Here is an 18908-nt window from a genome sequence, read left to right as displayed (position 1 = left end):
GGTGAAGTTTCAGGCCGCACGGGCGCCGCTGCCGGTCTTGCCGTCCCACTGGGCCCACAGCCCGCTGCGCTGTTTTTCCGCCCAGCCGATGGACGCCGTCTTGATGTGGCCATAGCCGCGCACATGGTCGGGCCACGCGGCGATCTGCGCGGCCAGTGCCAGCTTGTCGGCGGAAAGGCCGCCGAGCAGGCGCGCCACGTCCTGCTCGTACTCCACGATCAGCGCCCGCTCGGCCTTGCGGTCCGGGTGGTAGCCGAAGACGTCGAATGGCGTGCCGCGCAGGCGGCGCAGCTTGGCCAGCCACTTGAAGCCGGTGCGCATCCACGGCCCGAAGACACGCTTGGCGATGCGCCCGGAAGCCGGGTCGGGGTGGGCCAGGAAGGTCGGGGCGAGGTGGAAGCGCACCGCGAAGTCGCCGTCGAAGGCGGCGCCGATGGCGTCCCAGAAGGCCGGGTCGCCGTACAGACGGGCCACTTCGTACTCGTCCTTGTAGGCCAGCAGCTTGAAGTAGTTGTCGGTCACCGCGCGGGCTAGTCGCTCGCCGCCCAGCGGGCCTTCGGCGGCGCGTACGCGGGCCAGCAGTTCGGTGTAGCGGCGGGCGTAGGCGGCGTCCTGGTAGTCGGTGAGGATCGTCGCCCGGCGGGCGATGCGTTCGTCCAGGGTTTCCGGGCGGATCGGAATAACCGGCGCCGGGATCACCTCGCGCTGCACGGCGGCCAGGTCTATCGCGGCGCGGCGACCCCACAGCAGGGCCTGGCGGTTCATCGCCACGGCGGCGCCGTTGAGCACGATGGCCTCGTCGAGGCTGGCCTCGCTGACCGGCACCCAGCCTTTCTGCCAGGCGTAGCCGAGCAGGAACAGGTTGGTGGCGATGGCGTCGCCGAGCAGGCGGATGGCCAGTTGCTGGGCGTCGAGGAAGTCGCAGCCGTTGTGCCCGACGGCCTCGGCGATGGCCGCCTCCATCTTGTCCACGGGGAACTGCCAGTCGGGGTTGCGGGTGAATTCGGAGGTCGGCGTCTCGGTGCAGTTCACGACGCCGCGGGTGCGCCCGACGGCCATCTTGGACAGGGCGTCCACGCTGGCGGTGACCACCAGGTCGCCGCCGATCACCGCGTTGGCCTCACCGGCAGCGATGCGCACCGCGTGCAGGTCCTCCGGCCGGTCGGCGATGCGCACGTGGCTGAACACCGAGCCGCCCTTCTGGGCCAGGCCGGTCATGTCGAGCACGGTGACGCCCTTGCCGTCCAGGTGGGCGGCCATGCCGATCAGGGCGCCGATGGTGATGACGCCGGTGCCGCCGACGCCGGTGACCAGGATGCCCCACGGCTCGCGGGTGGCCGGCAGCGTCGGGGGCGGCAGCGCGCCGAAGCGGCTGTCGTCGGTCTGCATGGCCTTGCCCTTGCGCAGCTGGCCGCCCTCGATGGTGACGAAGCTCGGGCAGAAGCCGTTCATGCACGAGTAGTCCTTGTTGCAGGCCGACTGGTCGATCTGGCGCTTGCGACCGAAGTCGGTCTCCACCGGCAGGATCGCCATGCAGTTGGATTCGCGCCCGCAGTCGCCACAGCCTTCGCACACCGCTTCGTTGATGAAGACGCGGGTCTGCGGGTCGGGGTAGCGGCCGCGTTTCCTGCGCCGGCGCTTCTCGGCGGCGCAGGTCTGGTCGAAGACCAGCGCCGACACGCCGGCCAGCGTGCGCAGCTCGCGCTGGATCACCTCCAGCTCGTCCCGGTGGCGGATCGGCACGCCGTGGGGAATGTCCGCCACGTGCCACGGCCGGTCGGTGCCGTCGGTGACGAGGACGATGTTGCTCACCCCTTCGGCCTGCAACTGGCCGAGCAGCTTGGGCACGGTGAGCTCGCCATCCACCGGCTGGCCGCCGGTCATCGCCACCGCGTCGTTGAAGAGGATCTTGTAGGTGATGCCGCTGGTCACGCCGGGCTTGTTGAAGGCCGCCACCGACTGGCGGATAGCCAGCAGGCCGGAGTGGAAGTAGGTGCCGTCGCCCAGGTTGGCGAAGATGTGCGGCTCGTCGGTGAAGGGTGCTTGGCCGACCCATGGCACGCCTTCGCCCCCCATGTGCGTGAAGGTGCCGGTCTTGCGGTCCGGCATGAAGGTGGCCATGTAGTGGCAGCCGATGCCGGCCATCGCGCGGCTGCCTTCGGGCAGCACCGTGGAGGTATTGTGTGGGCAGCCGGGGCAGAAGGTCGGGACCCGGTCGATGGCGAAGACCCGCTGGGACAGCGTCGTCTCCTTGGCCTGCAGGAAGGCCAGGCGGGCGCGGATGCGTTCGGACGTGAAGAAGCGTTCGATGCGGCCGGCGATCACCTGGGCGATCATCGCCGGCGTCAGCTCGCCGGCCGCCGGCAGCAGCCATTCGCCGTGATCGACGGTGGCGCGGCCGTCCGCGCCGAGGGTGGTGAGGATCGCCCACTCGCCCTTTTCGTCGAACTTGCCGATGACCCGCGGGCGCACGTCCTCGCGCCAGTTGTAGAGCTCTTCCTTGAGCTGGTATTCGATCAGCTGGCGCTTTTCCTCGACGACCAGGATCTCTTCCAGTCCTTCCGCGAAGTGGCGCACGCCTTCTGCTTCGAGCGGCCACACCATGCCGACCTTGTAGAGACGGATGCCGATCTGGGCGGCGAGGGCCTCGTCGATGCCCAGGTCGTCGAAGGCCTGGCGTACGTCCAGGTAGCTCTTGCCGGCGGTGATGATGCCCAGCCGCGGCTGCGGCGAGTCGATGACCACCCGGTTGAGCCCGTTGGCGCGGCAATAGGCCAGCGCGGCGTACAGCTTGGCGTGGAGCAGGCGTTTCTCCTGCACCAGCGGCGGGTCCGGCCAGCGGATGTTGAGGCCGTCCGGCGGCAGCGCGAAGTCGGAGGGCTCCCGCGTCTCAACGCGTAGCGGATCCACGTCCACTGACGCGGAGGTCTCCACCGTGTCGGCCAGCGCCTTGAAGGCCACCCAGCAGCCCGAGTAGCGGGACATGGCCCAGCCGTGCACGCCGAAGTCGAGATATTCCTGCACGCCGGCCGGGGCCAGCACCGGCATCATCATCGACTTGAAGAAGTGGTCTGTCTGGTGCGGCAGCGTGGATGACTTGGCGGCGTGGTCGTCGCCGGCGATCACCAGCACGCCGCCGTACTGGGAGCTGCCGGCCGCGTTGGCGTGGCGGAACACGTCGCCGCAGCGGTCCACCCCCGGCCCCTTGCCGTACCACATGCCGAACACGCCCTGCACGCGGGCCTTGGAAGACAGGGCCACCTGCTGGCTGCCCCACAGCGCGGTGGCGGCCATGTCTTCGTTGATGCCGGGCTGGAAGACGATGTCGTGGCTGGCGAGGTGGTCCTTGGCCTTCCACAGGGTCAGGTCGAGGCCGCCCAGTGGCGAACCCCGATAGCCGGATACGAAGCCGGCGGTACGCAGTCCGGCGACCCGATCCCGGTCGCGCTGGATCATCAGCAGGCGCACCAGCGCCTGGTAACCGGTCAGATAGACCCGCCCGGAGGCGGCGGTGTATTTGTCGTCCAGCTGCGCCGTGGGGGCGCCGGAAGTGGATAGTTCGCGGACGGGATCTTGCTCGGCCATGGTGGTTTCCTCGCAAAAATCGTGTTCTTGATCCGCTCGCGGCGCGGGCCTCGTGGGCCTCGCCGCCGAGGTGCTGCAGGGCAAGCCGGGCTGCGCGAATGCGTGCAACCCGTCGGTTTGATTATCCGCGCCGGCTTGGGTTCCGGCGTGACATCCGGCGCAGGTTCAGAACAGATCCACGTCGCCGGCGCTGACGGCGGTCTGGCGGAGCGCGTCGAAGCGGATCTCCTGCTCCGAACGGGTCGAGTCTTCGAGCAGCAGGCCAAGGGTGGCGTTGCGGCGCTGGATGCGCGCCACACCGTCGCGCTCCTCTACGTCCCGGTGGGCGTCGAAGAAGCCGTGGGCGTAGCGGCTCATGAAGTCGGTGTGCTGGCGCAGCTTGTCGAGCACCTGGCTGACGATGTCCTCGAACTGCATCGACAGCACGCCCTGCATGACCAGCCGGTGGATCGCCTCGGACACCTCGTTGATGCGGCGCGACTGCTCGGCGGCGCGGGCGGTGAGTTCGCGCATCTCGGCGCCCAGGGCGGCCACGTTGGCCTGGGAGCTTGCCGCATGGCTGATGTCGGTGGAGGCCGTGACGTCCACTGCGGCGCCCACGTCGTCGATCGCGGTGTGGATTTCCCGCAGCAAGCCGTCGATCTGGTCGCTGAAGTTCTCGGTGCGTTGGGCCAGTTTGCGCACTTCGTCGGCCACGACCGCGAAGCCGCGTCCGGCTTCCCCGGCGCGGGCCGCCTCGATGGCCGCGTTGAGAGCCAGCAGCTCGGTCTGGCTGTTGATCTGGTTCACCTCAGTCATCAGGCGGGTGACCGCATCCACCTTCGCACGCATGTCGGCAAAGCGGCGGGCGATATCGGTGCCGCTGGCCTGCAACTGCTGGACTGTGACGACGAAGCTGCCGATGGCGGCCTGTGTCTCGGCGCTGAAGCGCTCGATGCCGCCGTTATGGGTGGCTTCGTCCTGGGTGGCCGCAAGGGCGACCAGCTCATCGGCCAGGTTGCGCAGGGAGTCCTGGTGGTGGGAGCCGCCACCGGTGAGGCTGCGGTGCAGGTCGCTGACCGCGCTGCCGAACACTTCCTGCATCTGCCCGAGGGATTCCCGCAGGCGCAGATACTGGGTTTCGCTGTTGCCGGCAATGCGGGCACATAGTGCGTCGTATTCGCGCACGCTGTCGTCGATCAGTTTGCTCTGGGCCAGTTTGCTGGCGCGAGCACGGGCGCGGGCGCCGTGGCTGATCATGGTGGCCGTGATCAGCGCGGCAATGGTGCCGCAGCCCAGCGCATAGTTGAGCTCAGACGGGCCGCCCAGGGCGACCGATGTCATGTTGGCGATGGACAGCGCGATGCCTGAGAAGGTGGCGATATCGTCGGCGCGGATGCTCAAGGAAGGCATAGGAAGAATTGGCGTTGGGGCCGCATGGAAGAGCTGCAGTCGAAGTGTCGGACTTTACGGTGTGCTATGACAAAAGTTATAGATTTAACTCAAGTTTTATCTTCTGCAGGGATGCGTGCTCCAGGGGCCACGATGCCGGCTGTATTTGTCCGTTGTTACAGGAGGGTTACACAGGATATGTAATATCGGCGCTGTAAGATGAGCCGATGGCATTGCGGCCGGTCTGCGGCCCTCTTGTCGAATAGCATGTTTGAACAGTGGCGGTGCTTGGCGGATTGGGGTATAACCCGCGCCCAAAAAGGCGGGGCGGGTCGGGAGCTATGATCGGAGAGTTCTGCATGGAAAAGCACTCGTTCCAGGATGAGAACGAGTGCAATGTATTGGTGATCGGGGGTGGGCCAGCTGCTTCCCGCGTGACGCCGCAATTGTTACGCCCCCTGTCCATTTCCGAGTTGCTTGACGGTGGCGACGATCCCGCGCGGCTGGGGGCTTCGTGGGTCGGGGCTGCGCTGCCGCCGGGGCGCCTCGCCGCGCATCTGCCCTTGCAGCATATTGCCGCGCCGCTGCTGGCCGCGAGCGCTTGCCCGGTCGAGGCTTGGTTCTCAGGTGCGGCGGCGGGCGGTGGCCATGCCCATGGTGTGCGTTACCGCTGCGACGGGCACCTGCTGTTCGGGGTGATCGACCTCGACGAGGCGGCCTGCCCGGCCACGCCGGAGGCTTCGCCGTTGCAGCAGGCTGGCCGGCGGGCTTACGACAGCGTGTTCCGCCTGCTCGTGGAGCAGGGTTATCCGCACCTGTGGCGGGTCTGGAATTATCTGGCCGACATCAATGGCGAGAGCCACGGCCTGGAGCGTTACCGTCAGTTCAATATCGGGCGTCATCAGGCTTTCGAGGCTGCCGGGCGGCTGGGCGGCGATACGATTCCCGCTGCCTGCGCCCTCGGTGTGGCGGAAGGGCCGCTCAGCGTCGCTTTCCTTGCCGCCCGTGCGCCGGCGCTGCCGGTCGAGAACCCGCGTCAGCTCCGCGCCTATCGTTATCCGGACGACTACGGTCCGTGCAGTCCGACCTTTTCGCGCGCTGCGCTGGCCCGCGTCGCGGACGAAGAGTGGTTGTTCGTCTCCGGTACCGCGAGCATCGTCGGCCACCGCACGCTTCATCCGGACGATCCGCAAGCCCAGACCCGCGAGATCGTCACCAATCTCGAGGCCCTGCTCGGCGAGGCCAGTCGTCTCGCCAGCGGTCCGGCTTTCCGGCTGGACGAGCTGGCCGGTCGGGCTTATGTGCGCCACCCGCAGCACCTGGAGGCCGTGCAGGTCGAACTGCGCAAGGCGCTGGGTGCTGCGGCCCCGATCGTCTATGTCCAGGCCGATGTCTGCCGCGCCAATCTCCTCGTCGAGGTCGAGGCCCAGGCTTGCCATGCCCTGCGTTGAGTGGGCTCCATCATGTTCCTGCAAAGTGTCCGTTTTCTCGTTCTGGCTACCCGCGTGGCCGCCGCCGGGGTGAAAGTCGATGACTAAGCCCTCAAGCCCCCTCGGAAAGGCCCTGTGGACGGCCTACGAGTATGTCGCAATGGTCGCCGGGCTCGGTGCGCTGGCCGTCCTGTGCCTCACCTGGCTGCCGTTCGCGCTGCTGTGTACGGCCTTGCCGCTGAAGGCTGGGCGGGTTGTCGGGCGCCTGGGGATCATGGTCGGCTTCCGGCTCTACGTGCATTTCCTGAGGCTGTTCTGCGCCTGCCGGTTCGACCTGTCCGCGCTGGACAAGCTGCGCGGCGACCAGCCCTTGATCCTCGTCGCCAACCATCCCTCGCTGCTCGACGTGGTGATGATCGTGTCGCGCCTGCCCAACGCGGTGTGCGTCATGAAGGCTGCGCTGATGGACAACATCCTGCTCGGCGCAGCGGCCCGCCTGGCGCGTTACATCCGCAACGACGCCCCGGTCAGCATGGTCCGCCAGGCGCGTGCCGAACTCCTGCAGGGGGCGCATCTGGTGATCTTTCCGGAAGGGTCGCGCACCCGGAATTTTCCGCTCGACCCATGTACCGCCGCTTCCGGCCTGATTGCCCACGCGTCCCATGTGCCCTTGCAGACCCTGCTGATCGAATTCAGCTCGCCTTACCTGGGCAAGGACTGGCCGCTCTTCCGCAAGCCCGATCTGCCGCTGCGCTTCACCGTTCGCCTCGGCCGGCGCTTCGAGGCGCCGGCGCATGCGCGCAGCTTCACGCCGGAGCTCGAGAACTATCTCCGCGCCGAGCTCGGCGCACCTGACCAACCGGACAACCGATCGTGACCGTTGCCTCCTCGACCCACCTGGTCCTCATTCCCAGCTACAACCCCGGCCCGAAAGTCGATGACACCGTGGCCCAGGCCCGGCGTTTCTGGAGCCCGGTGTGGGTGGTCGTCGATGGCAGTACCGACGGCAGTCCGGCGCGCCTGCGGGCCATGGCCGCTGCCGACCCCGGCTTGCGGGTCATCGAACTGGCTGAAAATCGTGGTAAGGGGGCGGCCGTGCTGGAGGGTTTGCGCGCGGCGGCGGCAGAGGGTTTCACCCACGTGCTGACGATGGATTCCGACGGCCAGCATCCGGCGGATCACATCCCCGAGTTCATGCGCGTGTCGGCCGCCAACCCAGGCTGCATGGTGCTCGGCAAGCCGGTCTTCGATGCCGCCGCGCCGCAGCTGCGGGTCAAGGGCCGGGAGATTTCCAACTGGTGGGCCAATTTGGAAACGCTGTGGGAGGGCATCGGGGATTCCCTGTTCGGTTTCCGCGTCTATCCGATCGCGCCGCTCGAGAAGATCATGCGCGGGCAGCGCTGGATGCGCCGCTTCGACTTCGACCCGGAGGCGGTCGTACGCCTGGCCTGGGCCGGCGTGCGGCCACTCAACCTGCCAGCCCCGGTACGGTATTTCCGCAGCGACGAGGGCGGCGTCTCCCATTTCCGCTATTTCCGCGACAACCGCCTGCTGACCTGGATGCACACCCGGCTGTTCTTCGGTTTCGTGCTGCGCCTGCCCGCCCTGGTGTTCAGGAAGCTCGGCAGCGCCCGCCGGGGCGGCTGACCGGCGCCCGCGCACCAGCACCGCGCAATGGCCGCTGCGCCGCTTCAGCCGGGCGCGCAGCGCATCACACCATTCCGCCGTTGATCGACAGTACCTGCCCGGTGATGTAGGCGGCGCGTTCGGATGCGAGGAAGGCCACCAGGTCGGCGACCTCTTCGGGCTGGCCGGCGCGCTTCACGGGGACCAGGCGTTCGATGGCGGCCTGGTCGAAGCTGCCGTCGCTCATCTCCGTGGCGATGATGCCTGGCGCCACCGCATTGACGGTGATGCCGCGGCTGGCCAGTTCGAGCGCCAGCGACTTGCTGGCGGCGTGGAGCGCCCCCTTGGCCGCCGCGTAATTGACCTGCCCCCGGTTGCCCACCAGTCCGGCCACCGAGGTGATGGTGATGATGCGTCCCCAGCGGGTCCGGATCATCGGCAGTGTCAGTGGCTGGGTGACGTTGTAGAAGCCGTGGAGATTCACGTCCATGACCGTGTGCCACTGCGCCGGAGCCATGCCGGGGAAGACCGCATCGGCGTGCAGGCCGGCATTGTTCACGAGGATCTGGACCGGGCCCGTGGCGAGCAGGGCTTCGAGGGCGGCCGTGGTGGCCGCGGCATCGGTGATGTCGAAGCTGAGGGCCTCGGCCGAGCCGCCGCTGCCGCGGATTTCGTCGGCAAGGGCGTCGGCCTTGTCGCGCTGGCGGTTGGCGTGGACGATCACATGGTGGCCGTCGGCCGCCAGGCGGCGGGCGATGGCGGCGCCGATCCCGCCGCTGGCTCCGGTGACGAGGGCGCGTTTCATGGGTGGCGCTCCTTGATCGAGGTGGCGTCGAGGATGACTGCGGCACGGCCATCGAGGAGCAGCGTGCCGCCCGCCGAGACGCGGAAGCCATAAAGCACCTGGGCACTGTCGCCGGACAGCCGCTCGGCTTCGACCAGCAGGTCGTCGGCCGGGGTGTCGAGGCGTGCGGCGTGGAAGCTCACCCCGCGCACGCTGACCAGGTAGCCCTGGCGCGGAGCCTGACCGTCATCGGCGATCAAGCCGCCGTGCAGGGCCATGGCCTGGGCGGCATATTCGATGCCGGCGGCAATCCCCAGGCGGCCGTCGCTGGCGAGGGGGTTATCGGCCTGGAGATGGCTGCGGCTGGTGCAGCGGATCGTGTCCGGCCCCCAGTCGAGGACGGTGTCGAGCAGGCACATGGCCCCCTGGTGCGGGATGCGTGCGGCGATGGCGGCGCGGTCTAGCATGGCGTGACGGAGACGCTGAGGCTGAGGGGGGTGAGGTATTCGAGGTGGACCTGGCCGCCGCCGTCGGAGAGCCGCTGCAGGAGAGGCAGGCCGCGCAGGGCCGGGATGGCCAGGCGGAGGTTTTCGAGCGCCGCGTCGGCCAGCGGCGTGGCGGGGGCGTCGGACAGTTCGACGTCGATCCGCGCGCGGCTGCGCGGCGTTGGCTGCGGACTGAGCACCAGGCCGATGCCGGCCGCGTCGGGGATCGGGCGGGCGGCGAGGAGCGGCTCCGGATACTCGGCGTCGTAGGCGATGAGCAGGGTCGGGATGTCGGCGCTGCGGGCTTCGACCAGGGCTTCGAGGAGGCCTGCCGAGAAGCTGCCGTCGGCGGCGCACAGGGACTGGCTGGCGCTCCGTGCGCCGGTGGCGATGCTCCAGTAGCCCGCCGGCGTGTTGTGCAGCGAATTGTGGAAGCGGGTCGGCGAGACGCGCGGATCGTCGGAGGCCAGGGTTTCGCACAGGGCGACGCAATTGTGGCCATCGGCGGTGGCGGCGGCGAGGATCGCCGGCAGCTGGGCTGCGTCGGCCCCGGCGTGTTCGACGGCGGCCAGGCCGGTGGCCAGCGCCACCCGGACGACGCGGCTGGTGCGGCGCCGTTCGGCCGGCGGCAGCAGGGCCGGAGCCGGCAGGACGCTGGGGGCCGAGGTGTAGGGCTGGCGGCCGCACAGCACGTCGGTGGCGCCGGCCCAGTCGGGCAGGCCGGGGGCGATCAGGCTGATGCCATCGATCCAGGCGGTGAGGATCGGGGCGCTCATCGGGCACTCCCGAAGACAAGGCTGCAGTTGCTGCCGCCGAAACCGAAGGAATTGCTCATCGCGTAGCGAAGCGGGCTGTTGCGGCTGGTGAGCAGGTAGTCGAGGGGGAGCCGCGGGTCGAGCTGGCGGGTATTGGCACTACCGGGCAGGAGCCCGTGGCTGAGTGCCAGGGCGCAGGCCACGGCTTCCAGGGTGCCGGCCGCGCCGAGGGTGTGGCCGGTGAGGCCTTTGGTCGAACTGCACGGCACGCTTGTTCCGAACAGGGTTGCGACGGCCTGCCCCTCGGCCGCATCGTTGTTGATCGTTGCGGTGCCATGGAGGTTGAGGTAGCCGATGGCGGCGGTGTCGAGGCCGGCGTCGCGCAGCGCGGCTTCCATGGCCAGGCGTGCGCCCAGTCCTTCCGGGTGGGGCGAGGACATGTGATAGGCGTCGCTGGATTCGCCGCATCCCAGCAGGAGGACACCGGTGGCGGACGGCGCGGGGCGTTCGAGCAGCGCAAAGGCGGCGGCTTCGCCGACCGAGATGCCCTGGCGCTCGGCGTCATATGGACGGCAGGGCTCCGGCGCGTTCAGTTCGAGGGAGGCGAAGCCGCGCAGCGTGGTCAGGCACAGGCTGTCGACGCCGCCGACCACGGCTGCATCGATGAGGCCGGCGTGGATCATGCGGGCGGCACTGGCGAAGACCTTGGCCGAGGAGGAGCAGGCGGTGGAGACGACCACCGCCGGGCCTTCGAGCCCGAACCAGGCACGTACGAAGGCGCCGAGCGAATACGTGTTGTGGGCGCCGTGATAGTTGAAGCCGGCGGGCAGGGCGCCGCTGGCATTGCGCCGGCGGAAGGCGGCTTCGGTTTCGAGGATGCCGGATGTGCTGGTGCCGAGGATTACGCCGACCCGTCGCTTGCCGTGGCGGGCGATGGCGGCGCGCACGGCGTCGTCGAAGCCGTCGGCCTGCAATCCACGCCGGGCCAGGCGATTGTTGCGGCAGTCGTAGTCGGCGAAGCCGGCCGGCAGCGGAGCGTCGTCGAGGGCCGCCACCTGGCCGATCCAGGTCGGCAGCTCGGTGCCCTCGAAGCGGCACGGGGCCAGGCCGCCGGTGCCGTTGCGCAAGGCGTCGAGGAAGGGGGCCAGGCCGTCGCCGACGCAGCTGACCTGGGTGTAATGGGTGAGGTGGAGCGGTGTCACGGGCAAGTTTGCAGGTGGGGTCGCGGGAGTTTACCAGAATGTTTCCGGGCCCCCGGGAGGCCCCCCGGGGGCCGGCGACGGCAGGGGCCGCCTTATTGCCGGCAGGCGCTGGCGAGGGTGACCGGCGTCAGGCCGGCTGCGCGGATGCGTGCCAGCAGGGGCGGCAGGACTGCGAGGATCACCGGCGTGCCGTCTGCACCGCGGGCGGCGTTGCCGTCGTGCAGCAGCAGGATGTCGCCGGCGGCGAGGCCGTCGCAGAGACGGGCCAGCACCTGGTCGGGATTGCCGTTGCGGGTGTCGTAGGCGCGCCGGGTCCATGCCGTCAGGCGCAGGCCGAGGTGTGCCAGTACCGGATCGAGGAAGGGGTTGCGCAGGCCGGCCGGGGCGCGGAAGAAGCTTGGCGTGCGTCCCGTGAGGGCGCCGAGGCTGAATTGGGCGGCGCGGACCTCGGCGTGCATGCGGGTGTAGCCGAAGGTGGAGAAACGTTTCCAGTGGTGCTCGCTGTGGTTCTCGACGGCGTGGCCGCGGGCGACGATGAGGCGGACCAGCTCGGGGTGGGCGGCGGCGCGCTGGCCGATGCAGAAGAAGGTGGCGTGGGCGCCGGCCGCATCGAGGAGGTCGAGGACCAGCGGGGTGACCTGGGGATCGGGGCCGTCGTCGATGGTCAGGGCCAGCTCGCAGCGGGCCACCGCGGCAGCGGGCAGGCGGGTCAGGTTGGGGCCGAGCAGGCGGCTGCGTGGCAGCAGGCCGGCGACGGTCAGGACCGCGTGGTTGGCGAGCAGCGCGCCGACGGCCAGCGGCCAGGTCGCGGGAGCCAGCAGCACGGCCGCCGCGGCCGCGGCGTGCAGCGCAAAGCTGAAGTACATGAACGGGCTGGGGCGCCAGCGGTTCACCGGGATGCCTCCGCCTCGGGGCTGCGCGCCGCCGGTTGTGGCCGGGCCAGCATGGCGGAAAGCAGCAGGGTGAGCACCGCGCCGGGGCCGACGGTGACGCCGATGGCCTTCAGAACCGGCACGGGCGAGAAGGCCAGGATGCCGAAACCGATCACGGTGGCGAGATTGGCCAGCAGCAGCGAGGCGAGGGTGCGGGGGTCGTCGGTGGGGTTGGCGTCGGCCCGGTCGAAGAAGAGCGTGTAGTTGGAGCCCACGGCGACGATCAGCAGCATGCCGACCAGGTGCAGCAGGGTGAGGCGCTCGCCGGCCAGGGCGAGACCGCCCATCACCAGCAGTTCGGCGAGCACCAGCGGCAGGATGACCCGCAGCAGCCGGCCGGGGCTGCGCAGGACGATGGCCATCAGCAGCACGATGGCGAAGCTGCCAGCCAGCGACAGCAGGATGGCTTCGTCGAGATAGGCCCGGTAAAGGGCGGCGGTCTCACCGAAGATGTCGATGAACAGGGCTTCGGCGCCTGTATTGGTCCCTGTATCGGCGTCCGCAGCGAGCGCGGCGCGAACCGGCTGCGGGTCGAGGTGGCCGTTTCCCGGTGGGGCGCGGAGCGGCATCAATACCGTCCAGCCGGTCGGCCGCTGCAGCAGTAGCGAGTCCACAGCCAGCGCGAGGGTCGAGCCGCGCAGCGATTCGGGCGTGAGCAGCGCCTGTTGGCGGGCATCGTCGACGGCATCGAGGAAAGGGGCCAGCCGGTCGGCACGGAGGGGGAGGCCGTCGACGGCGGCGGCGAGGCGGCGGGTGAGTTCCGCACGCTCCGGCAGGGCTTGCTGGCGGGCGAGCTGGCTGGCGGTGCTGGGCAGGAAGCGGGCCGGGCTCTCGTAGCCGCCGAGAACGCCACTGGCCACCAGCTCGTCGAGACGGTGACCGATCCGTTCCGCCGCGGCGAGCGCGCTTTCCCGGTCGGCGGCCTTGAGCACGACGAGGTAGCGCAGGTCAGGCGCGCCGAGGTCGGCACGCAGGCTCTGGTCGAGCGCCTGGTCGGCTTCCGAAACGGGGCTGAGGCCGGACAGTGTCGAATTCCATAGCTGGTCGTGATGCGTGACCAGGACCGCGGCGGCGGCGATGGTCAGCACTGCCAGCAGCGGGCGCAGGCGGCCGAGGTGGTGCCAGGCGCCGCCGACGGCGAGGCCGAGCGGGCGGATGTCGCGGATGGCCAGACCGGCCGGGCGCAGGTGCGGCAGCACGAAGCGGGTGATGGCCGCGGCGCTGAGGAGGCCGGCGATGGAGTAGAGGCCGAGCTGGGCCAGGCCGGGGAAGCCGGAGCAGAGCAGCGAGGCGAAGCCGATGGCCGAGGTCAGGACGCCGAGCCGGATGGTCGGCCAGAAGCGCTCCATCCAGTTCCGCTCCTCGCCGCTGCGTTCGGCGCTGTCGGACTGGACGAAGTAGTAGATGCTGTAGTCCACCGCTTCGCCGATGAGGGTGGTGCCGAAACCGATGGTGAGGCCATGGACGCTGCCGAAACCGAGGGAGACTGCGGCGATGCCGGCCAGAGCACCGCTGGCCACCGGCAGGATGCCGAGGATGACGGCGGTGGGGGAGCGGTAGATCAGCAACAGCAGGCAGATCACCGCCGCGCTGCCGAGGGTGGACAGGCGCACGGCTTCGGACTGGATGGCGGCCCGGGAATTGACCGCGAAGACGGCCGCGCCGGACAGCAGCACGCGCGCTTCGGGGTGGCCGGCATCCCGGGCCGCGGCGGCAAACTCGCTCCGGACCTGCTCGATGGCGGCTTGCTGGGCATCGGTGTCGGACCCGGCGGCGCGGGTCTGCAGCATCAGGATGGCGCGCCGTCCGTCTTTGGAGGCCCAGGCGCCGTGCTGGCTGGCGGGCTTGTTTCCGGTGTCGAGCTGGCTGATGAGTTCGACCATCTCGCCGGTCGGGTCGCGCGGCAGCAGGCTCTTCAGCATCATGCCGGCCGGCGAGGCGAGCAGGTCGATGCTGTTCGCGATGGCCTGGTGCAGGCCATCGACGCTGAAGTGTTCGGGGGTGACGGCCGGGCTCAGCAGGTAGCGATGGGAGAACAGCAGCTCGCGGTCGACCGCCAGCGCGGCGGCGTCGCCGTTGCGCACCGAGACGAACTGGTCGCCATCCTGCAGCCGTTTGGCGAGGGCGCGCGACAGATCGGTGCGGACTTCCGGCGTGGCGCCCTCGATGCCGACCAGCAGCAGGCGCGACAGCACGCCTTCGGTGAGCTGGTCCACGAGGAGCTGCTGGGCCGGTGTGGGGCTGCGCGGCAGGAAGGCCGACATGTCCGCCGTGTAGTTGGCGCGCAGCGCCAGCATGGCGCAGGCAACGATGCCGAGTAGCCAGACCAGGACCGGGCGGGGCAGCCGGCGCGTCATTTGCCGTCGACGGGGTCGATGGACATCACGGAGCGGTCGCCGTCGGCCTGCTGGTATTCGACGCTGAGGACTTGTTCGCGCTTGCCGCCAATGGTGATGCGGGTGACCAGCTCCGCAATGCGCGGGTTGCTTGGTGAGAGCGTGAGCGTCCAGTTGTCGCGGGGGCCGGACAGGTGCAGCGCATAGTTGCGTTGGAGGGCTGCGAGGTCGCCGGACAGGGTGCCGCGGATGCTGGCGACGAAGGCCAGGATTTCGGGCTGCTCCGACAGACGCAGCGAGATGTTCTGCTTGCCGCGCTGGACGGTGATCAGGTCCTTGTCCAGCAGCATGAGCTCGGGTTTGGGCTTCAGGGTGCGCTTCTCGAGGTAGTCCGGCGCAACGTAACGCATCTCGCCGGACGACACGACGGGGCGCTCGAGCAGCGCGATGTATTTCTTCTCGACGAACAGCGCGCGTCCCCCGGGGTTGCGGGAGAGTTCGCTCATCAGTTTGGGAATGTCCCAGCTGGCGGCCATGGCGGAAACGTTGCCCAGGGCGAGGAGCAGGGTGGCGACAGCGATGCGGAAGATCATGAACGCGGAGTGTCGGCGCCGGCGGGGCGCCAGAAGTCGAAGAAGTTGAACCAGTTGAAAGGGGCGCTGCGGCAATGGGCTTCGAGCAGGCTCACGTAGGCCTGCTGGGCGGCCTCGATGGCGGCGGCGCGGCCCTGGCGGTCCACCTGACTGAAGTCGGCGAGCGGCGAGAAGCGGACCCGGTAGCGTCGGCCGCCGAGGTGCAGCCCGCTCATGAACAGCGCCGGGCGCCGCAGCATGGCGGCGAGGCGGAAGGGTCCCTGGGGGAAGGCCGCCGGCTGGCCGAGGAAAGGCTGCGGCTGGGGTGTGTCGCGCTCCAGCGTGCGGTCGGCGAGCACGCCGATCAGCTGGCCGGCATCGATACGGTCGCGCAGGAGCAGCATCGAATCGATGTGGCCGAGGGCCAGGATGTCCTGGCTTGCCGCCGGGTTGATGGCGGCGAGTACGCTGTTGATCTTGCGGGCGTTGTCCTCGTGCATGAGCATGCAGATGCGGTGCTGGCTGTAGTGGCGGCCGAGGGCGCGCAGCACTTCGAAGCTGCCCAGGTGGGCGCCGAACAGCAGCGCGCCGCGCCCGTCGGCGAGGGCGGCCTCGATGAGCTCGGCGCCTTCGATCTCGATGTCGAAGAGCGCGAAGCGGCCGTTGAGGAAATAGATGCGGTCGTGGATCGTGGTGGCGAAGGTGAGGATGTGCCGGTAGCGCTCGGCCAGCGTCGGCCGGCGTTCGAGGATGCGCGTCAGGTAGGCCCGCGAGGCCCGGCTGGCGGCCGGGGCGAACAGCAGGAAGTAGGCGGCGATGCCGAACAGGATCAGCCGGCTGGCGCGTCGCCCGAGGGTGAGCGACAGCCATACCATGAGCCGCATGATGGCCGTGTTGCTGCGCTCGGTCTGCTGGGCCCAGCCGGAGGCTGGCGGGGTGCCGGCCGCTCCACTCACGGGGTGGCTCCGAGGATGAAGCTGCCGGTGGCGACGGTGGTCTCGCCGTGCCGGATGTCGAAGCGCAGGGTGGCGCCGCCAGGCGTGTCGTAGTGGAAGACGAGCTCGTCGCCGGGGAGGACCGGGCGCAGGAACTTGGCGTTGGCGAGGCCGCGGATGGCCGCCGCTTGTGGCGCCCGCAGCATGGCCTGGTCGAGCAGCACCACGCCGGGCAGGATCGGCCGGCCGGGGAAGTGCCCGGGGAAGGCCGGGTGGGCGGCCGGCACGGTCCAGTGCGCGCTGCTCATCGGCCGCCTCCGTGATCGTGGCGGGCGGCGTGGGCGGCAAAGAGGGCCAGCAGGTTGGCCCGCGGCAGCTTGCTGGCGGCGTTGCGCGGCAGGCGCTCGACGAGGATCAGCGGACGTGGCAGGAACAGCGGGTCGATGCGTTGGCGCAGGGCGTCGAGCACATCCTGGGCGGAAAGGCTGTCGGTGACGACGGCGGCGCGCAGGCGAGTGACGTGGTCGTCCGGTTCATCGTCGGGCATCAGGAAGGCGCCGTCGATGACGCCAGGAATGCCGGTGAGCTGCTCGTTGAGGTAGGCCAGCGACGTGCGCTTGCCGGCAATGTTGATGAGGTCGGCGCCCCGTCCGTGGAGAATGAAGTGGCGTTCGTCCACGATTTCGAGCACGTCGGACAGCGGAACGAGGCCTTCCACGTGGCCGCCCTGGGCGGCGTGGCCGTCGCCATGGGGGATCAGGCACGCCTCGCCGAGGAGCTGCCAGGTACGGCCGGCCGTCGGGCGCCGGCTGGCCAGCTGGCCGGTTTCGGTGCTGCCGTAGATCTCCAGCAGGGGGGCGTCCACGGTGCCTTCGGCGCGACGGGCGAGCGCTTCGGACAGCGGTGCGGTGGCCGACAGGATGAAATCCAGCGGCGGGATTTCGACGTCGGCGTCGAGCAGGGCGCGCAGGTGGAAGGGGGTCGTGACGAGGGCCCGCGGGCGAGGCACGGCCGCCAGTGCGGCGGCGATGTCGGCGGGATAGAACGGTCGTCCGGCATGCATCGCGGCGCCGCCGTGCAGGCAGATCAGCACCGTGGATTCGAAGCCATACATGTGCTGGGCGGGCACCGTGCCGACGAGGGCATGGCCGGCGGCACCGAGACGCCGGGACTCGGCCAGGCTGTTGGCAACCAGCAATCCCCAGGTCTTGCGGTGGGTGCCCGGCGTTCCGGTGGAGCCGGACGTGAACACGTGGGCGATGACCTGGTCGACGGGGATCCGCGGCACTGGCAGGTGGCCGTTGCCGAGCGGGGCCGGAGGCGGCACGGCAAGGCCGGGCAGGCCGGCGACGGCGCCCTGGCCATCGTGCAGGCAGACCAGGTCGGGGGTGTCGGCGGCGAGACGGGCGACGGTCTCGTCGGCCAGATTGGGCGGGAGCAGGCTGATGCGTCCGCTGATGGCGGCGGCGGACAGGCCGACGAGGAAGCGGTAGCGGTCCTGGCAGGTGTTGAGGAGGTAGCCGCCGGGCGGAAGCAGGGCGGCCAGCTGGGCGACATCGGCGAGAAACTGGTCGCGGCTGACGGGCTGGTCGGCACGCCAGGCGATGATGCTGTCGGGAGCCGGATGGTCGGTGAGCGGAAGTGTCGGGGTGTTCATTGCCGAATCGGATTGCCGGAGGGGTGGGCTGGCGCGGCGTCGGTCGGACGGCTGCTGGCGAGGTAGGCGCGGATCGAGTCGACGATGCCGCAGCGCTCCTCGGGCGGCAGTACGCAGCGCCGGATCAGGCCTTCTGCGGCAAACATCAGGATCAGCGAGGGCAGGTACAGCACGTTGGAGAACAGCGACCAGGCCTGGGTGGTGGCAAAGGCGTAGAGCAGCGCCGAGGTTGCGGCCGAGAGGACGAAGAACAGCGTCCACGCCAGCGTCAGGCGTCGGGTATAGCGGGCGACGCGGGGCGGCATGTCGGGGTGGACCACGGCGGCGAAGGTGGTGCATACCGGCGTGCGGCCTGCCCCCAGGCTGCGGCCGAAGTACAGCGCCAGCGTCAGGTTGGTACCGAGATGCTGGGCCAGGTAGAGCCCGCTCAGGTGTTCTCCGAGCGCGCTTTGCGCGGGCCACAGCAGGATGGCTGCCGCTACGGCGGCAAGGCCGGCCAGAATCGCGGCGTGCCGGCCCAGTCGTCGGGCGAGCAGACCGAGGGCCAGGCTGACCGCCGGCAGCAGCGTGATGGCGATCGCCCAGCGGGCGGCGTCCGGGAAGGTGCTGACGTAATGGGCCAGCCCGTCGTAGGCGCCGAGCAGCGCGATGGGGAGCAGCAGGGCGAGGAGGGGCTGGCGTGAACCGTTCATGCGGGCATCTGGCTGACGATGTAGTCCGTCAGGTTGCGCAGGGAGCGGAAGATGGTCGCGTTGTCGTCGTTGTCGGCGCGCAGCTGGATGCCGTAGCGCTTGGAAATGACCAGGGCGATCTCCAGGATGTCGATGGAGTCGAGGCCGAGGCCATCGCCGAAGAGGGGTGCTTCGGCGTCGATTTGATCGGGCGTAATGTCGAGGTTGAGGGCCGTGACAATGATCTCGGCGATTTCGGCAATGGTCGGGGGGGTGGTCATGGTGTGTTGAGCGTGTCTATTTGGATTTCAGGTTCAGTTGGCCTTGCGGCAGACGGGCACGACCGTTTTGCCGCATTTTTCTTGTGGCCGAGCGCGAAGGGGCTGCCGCCGCGGGCAATGCGGAAGTCGGGGCGGACGAGCCGTCGCGGGCAACGGCGATGCTCCCGTTACGGCTCAGTCGGATTGGATACAGGGAATCCGTCGATTTTACCATGAGCCCGCGCGATCATCGGGTGCGCCAGGCCGCGCCGGGGACGCTATTCCCCGGTACACTCCGGGCCGTATC

Annotated in this window: 17 protein-coding genes; 3 read left to right on the top strand and 14 right to left on the bottom strand. The window is 69.5% G+C overall.

All coding sequences use genetic code 11. The features are described from left to right. Positions 1-9 precede the first annotated feature (9 nt). Together AC3QL2_RS08665 and AC3QL2_RS08660 are read right to left on the bottom strand one after the other, a co-directional pair. Entirely contained in the window at positions 10-3585 is a 3576-nt protein-coding gene (locus AC3QL2_RS08665) for an indolepyruvate ferredoxin oxidoreductase family protein (protein ID WP_493234566.1), read from the bottom strand. A gap of 165 nt (positions 3586-3750) precedes the next feature. Then, positions 3751-4977 carry a methyl-accepting chemotaxis protein gene (locus AC3QL2_RS08660; RefSeq protein WP_493234568.1) on the bottom strand — a complete coding sequence of 409 codons (1227 nt, stop codon included), beginning with the start codon at positions 4975-4977 and terminating at the stop codon, positions 3751-3753. A gap of 338 nt (positions 4978-5315) precedes the next feature. On the opposite strand from AC3QL2_RS08660, the gene AC3QL2_RS08655 reads away from it, so the two are divergent. The 3 genes from AC3QL2_RS08655 (at position 5316) to AC3QL2_RS08645 (ending at position 8033) form a co-directional block, all read left to right on the top strand. Beyond that, a complete protein-coding gene (locus AC3QL2_RS08655) occupies positions 5316-6407 on the top strand; it encodes a chorismate transformation FkbO/Hyg5 family protein (protein WP_493234569.1) in 1092 nt (363 codons plus the stop codon). Between the two features lie 79 nt (positions 6408-6486). Then, positions 6487-7263, top strand: a complete 777-nt coding sequence (locus AC3QL2_RS08650) for a lysophospholipid acyltransferase family protein (RefSeq protein ID WP_493234570.1) — start codon at positions 6487-6489, stop codon at positions 7261-7263. Further along, positions 7260-8033 (top strand): glycosyltransferase family 2 protein, encoded by a 774-nt coding sequence (locus AC3QL2_RS08645; protein WP_493234571.1) that lies wholly within the window; start codon positions 7260-7262, stop codon positions 8031-8033. Before AC3QL2_RS08650 ends, AC3QL2_RS08645 begins: the two co-directional genes overlap by 4 nt. 64 nt (positions 8034-8097) lie before the next feature. On the opposite strand, the gene fabG is transcribed toward AC3QL2_RS08645, so the two are convergent. From fabG to AC3QL2_RS08585, 12 genes are all read right to left on the bottom strand, one after another. Continuing rightward, the gene (gene fabG / locus AC3QL2_RS08640) at positions 8098-8817 is read right to left on the bottom strand and encodes a 3-oxoacyl-ACP reductase FabG (RefSeq protein ID WP_493234573.1); all 720 of its coding nucleotides are present in this window, start codon (positions 8815-8817) and stop codon (positions 8098-8100) included. Next, on the bottom strand, positions 8814-9263 hold the full coding sequence (locus AC3QL2_RS08635) for a hotdog family protein (RefSeq protein WP_493234575.1): 450 nt from the start codon (positions 9261-9263) through the stop codon (positions 8814-8816). The genes fabG and AC3QL2_RS08635 overlap by 4 nt, the downstream gene beginning before the upstream one ends. Beyond that, entirely contained in the window at positions 9257-10057 is an 801-nt protein-coding gene (locus AC3QL2_RS08630) for a beta-ketoacyl synthase chain length factor (RefSeq protein ID WP_493234576.1), read from the bottom strand. Before AC3QL2_RS08630 ends, AC3QL2_RS08635 begins: the two co-directional genes overlap by 7 nt. After that, positions 10054-11238, bottom strand: a complete 1185-nt coding sequence (locus AC3QL2_RS08625; protein WP_493234577.1) for a beta-ketoacyl-[acyl-carrier-protein] synthase family protein — start codon at positions 11236-11238, stop codon at positions 10054-10056. The genes AC3QL2_RS08630 and AC3QL2_RS08625 overlap by 4 nt, the downstream gene beginning before the upstream one ends. A gap of 92 nt (positions 11239-11330) precedes the next feature. Continuing rightward, the gene (locus AC3QL2_RS08620) at positions 11331-12131 is read right to left on the bottom strand and encodes a polysaccharide deacetylase family protein (RefSeq protein ID WP_493234578.1); all 801 of its coding nucleotides are present in this window, start codon (positions 12129-12131) and stop codon (positions 11331-11333) included. After that, positions 12128-14527 carry an MMPL family transporter gene (locus AC3QL2_RS08615; RefSeq protein ID WP_493234580.1) on the bottom strand — a complete coding sequence of 800 codons (2400 nt, stop codon included), beginning with the start codon at positions 14525-14527 and terminating at the stop codon, positions 12128-12130. Before AC3QL2_RS08615 ends, AC3QL2_RS08620 begins: the two co-directional genes overlap by 4 nt. Beyond that, a complete protein-coding gene (locus AC3QL2_RS08610; RefSeq protein WP_493234582.1) occupies positions 14524-15099 on the bottom strand; it encodes a LolA-related protein in 576 nt (191 codons plus the stop codon). Before AC3QL2_RS08610 ends, AC3QL2_RS08615 begins: the two co-directional genes overlap by 4 nt. Beyond that, positions 15096-16034 carry a lysophospholipid acyltransferase family protein gene (locus tag AC3QL2_RS08605; protein WP_493234584.1) on the bottom strand — a complete coding sequence of 313 codons (939 nt, stop codon included), beginning with the start codon at positions 16032-16034 and terminating at the stop codon, positions 15096-15098. Before AC3QL2_RS08605 ends, AC3QL2_RS08610 begins: the two co-directional genes overlap by 4 nt. Continuing rightward, the gene (locus AC3QL2_RS08600) at positions 16031-16321 is read right to left on the bottom strand and encodes a 3-hydroxyacyl-ACP dehydratase FabZ family protein (RefSeq protein WP_493234586.1); all 291 of its coding nucleotides are present in this window, start codon (positions 16319-16321) and stop codon (positions 16031-16033) included. Before AC3QL2_RS08600 ends, AC3QL2_RS08605 begins: the two co-directional genes overlap by 4 nt. Beyond that, positions 16318-17670, bottom strand: a complete 1353-nt coding sequence (locus AC3QL2_RS08595) for an AMP-binding protein (protein ID WP_493234587.1) — start codon at positions 17668-17670, stop codon at positions 16318-16320. Before AC3QL2_RS08595 ends, AC3QL2_RS08600 begins: the two co-directional genes overlap by 4 nt. Further along, entirely contained in the window at positions 17667-18362 is a 696-nt protein-coding gene (locus AC3QL2_RS08590; protein ID WP_493234589.1) for a COG4648 family protein, read from the bottom strand. The genes AC3QL2_RS08595 and AC3QL2_RS08590 overlap by 4 nt, the downstream gene beginning before the upstream one ends. Further along, entirely contained in the window at positions 18359-18622 is a 264-nt protein-coding gene (locus AC3QL2_RS08585; RefSeq protein ID WP_493234591.1) for a phosphopantetheine-binding protein, read from the bottom strand. The genes AC3QL2_RS08590 and AC3QL2_RS08585 overlap by 4 nt, the downstream gene beginning before the upstream one ends. Between the last annotated feature and the right edge of the window lie 286 nt (positions 18623-18908).

The organism is Zoogloea sp. GW822-FHT05C07, assembly GCF_058800215.1.
Note: the sequence above shows the minus strand (reverse complement) of the source record. Positions and strands in the feature narration are given on the sequence as shown.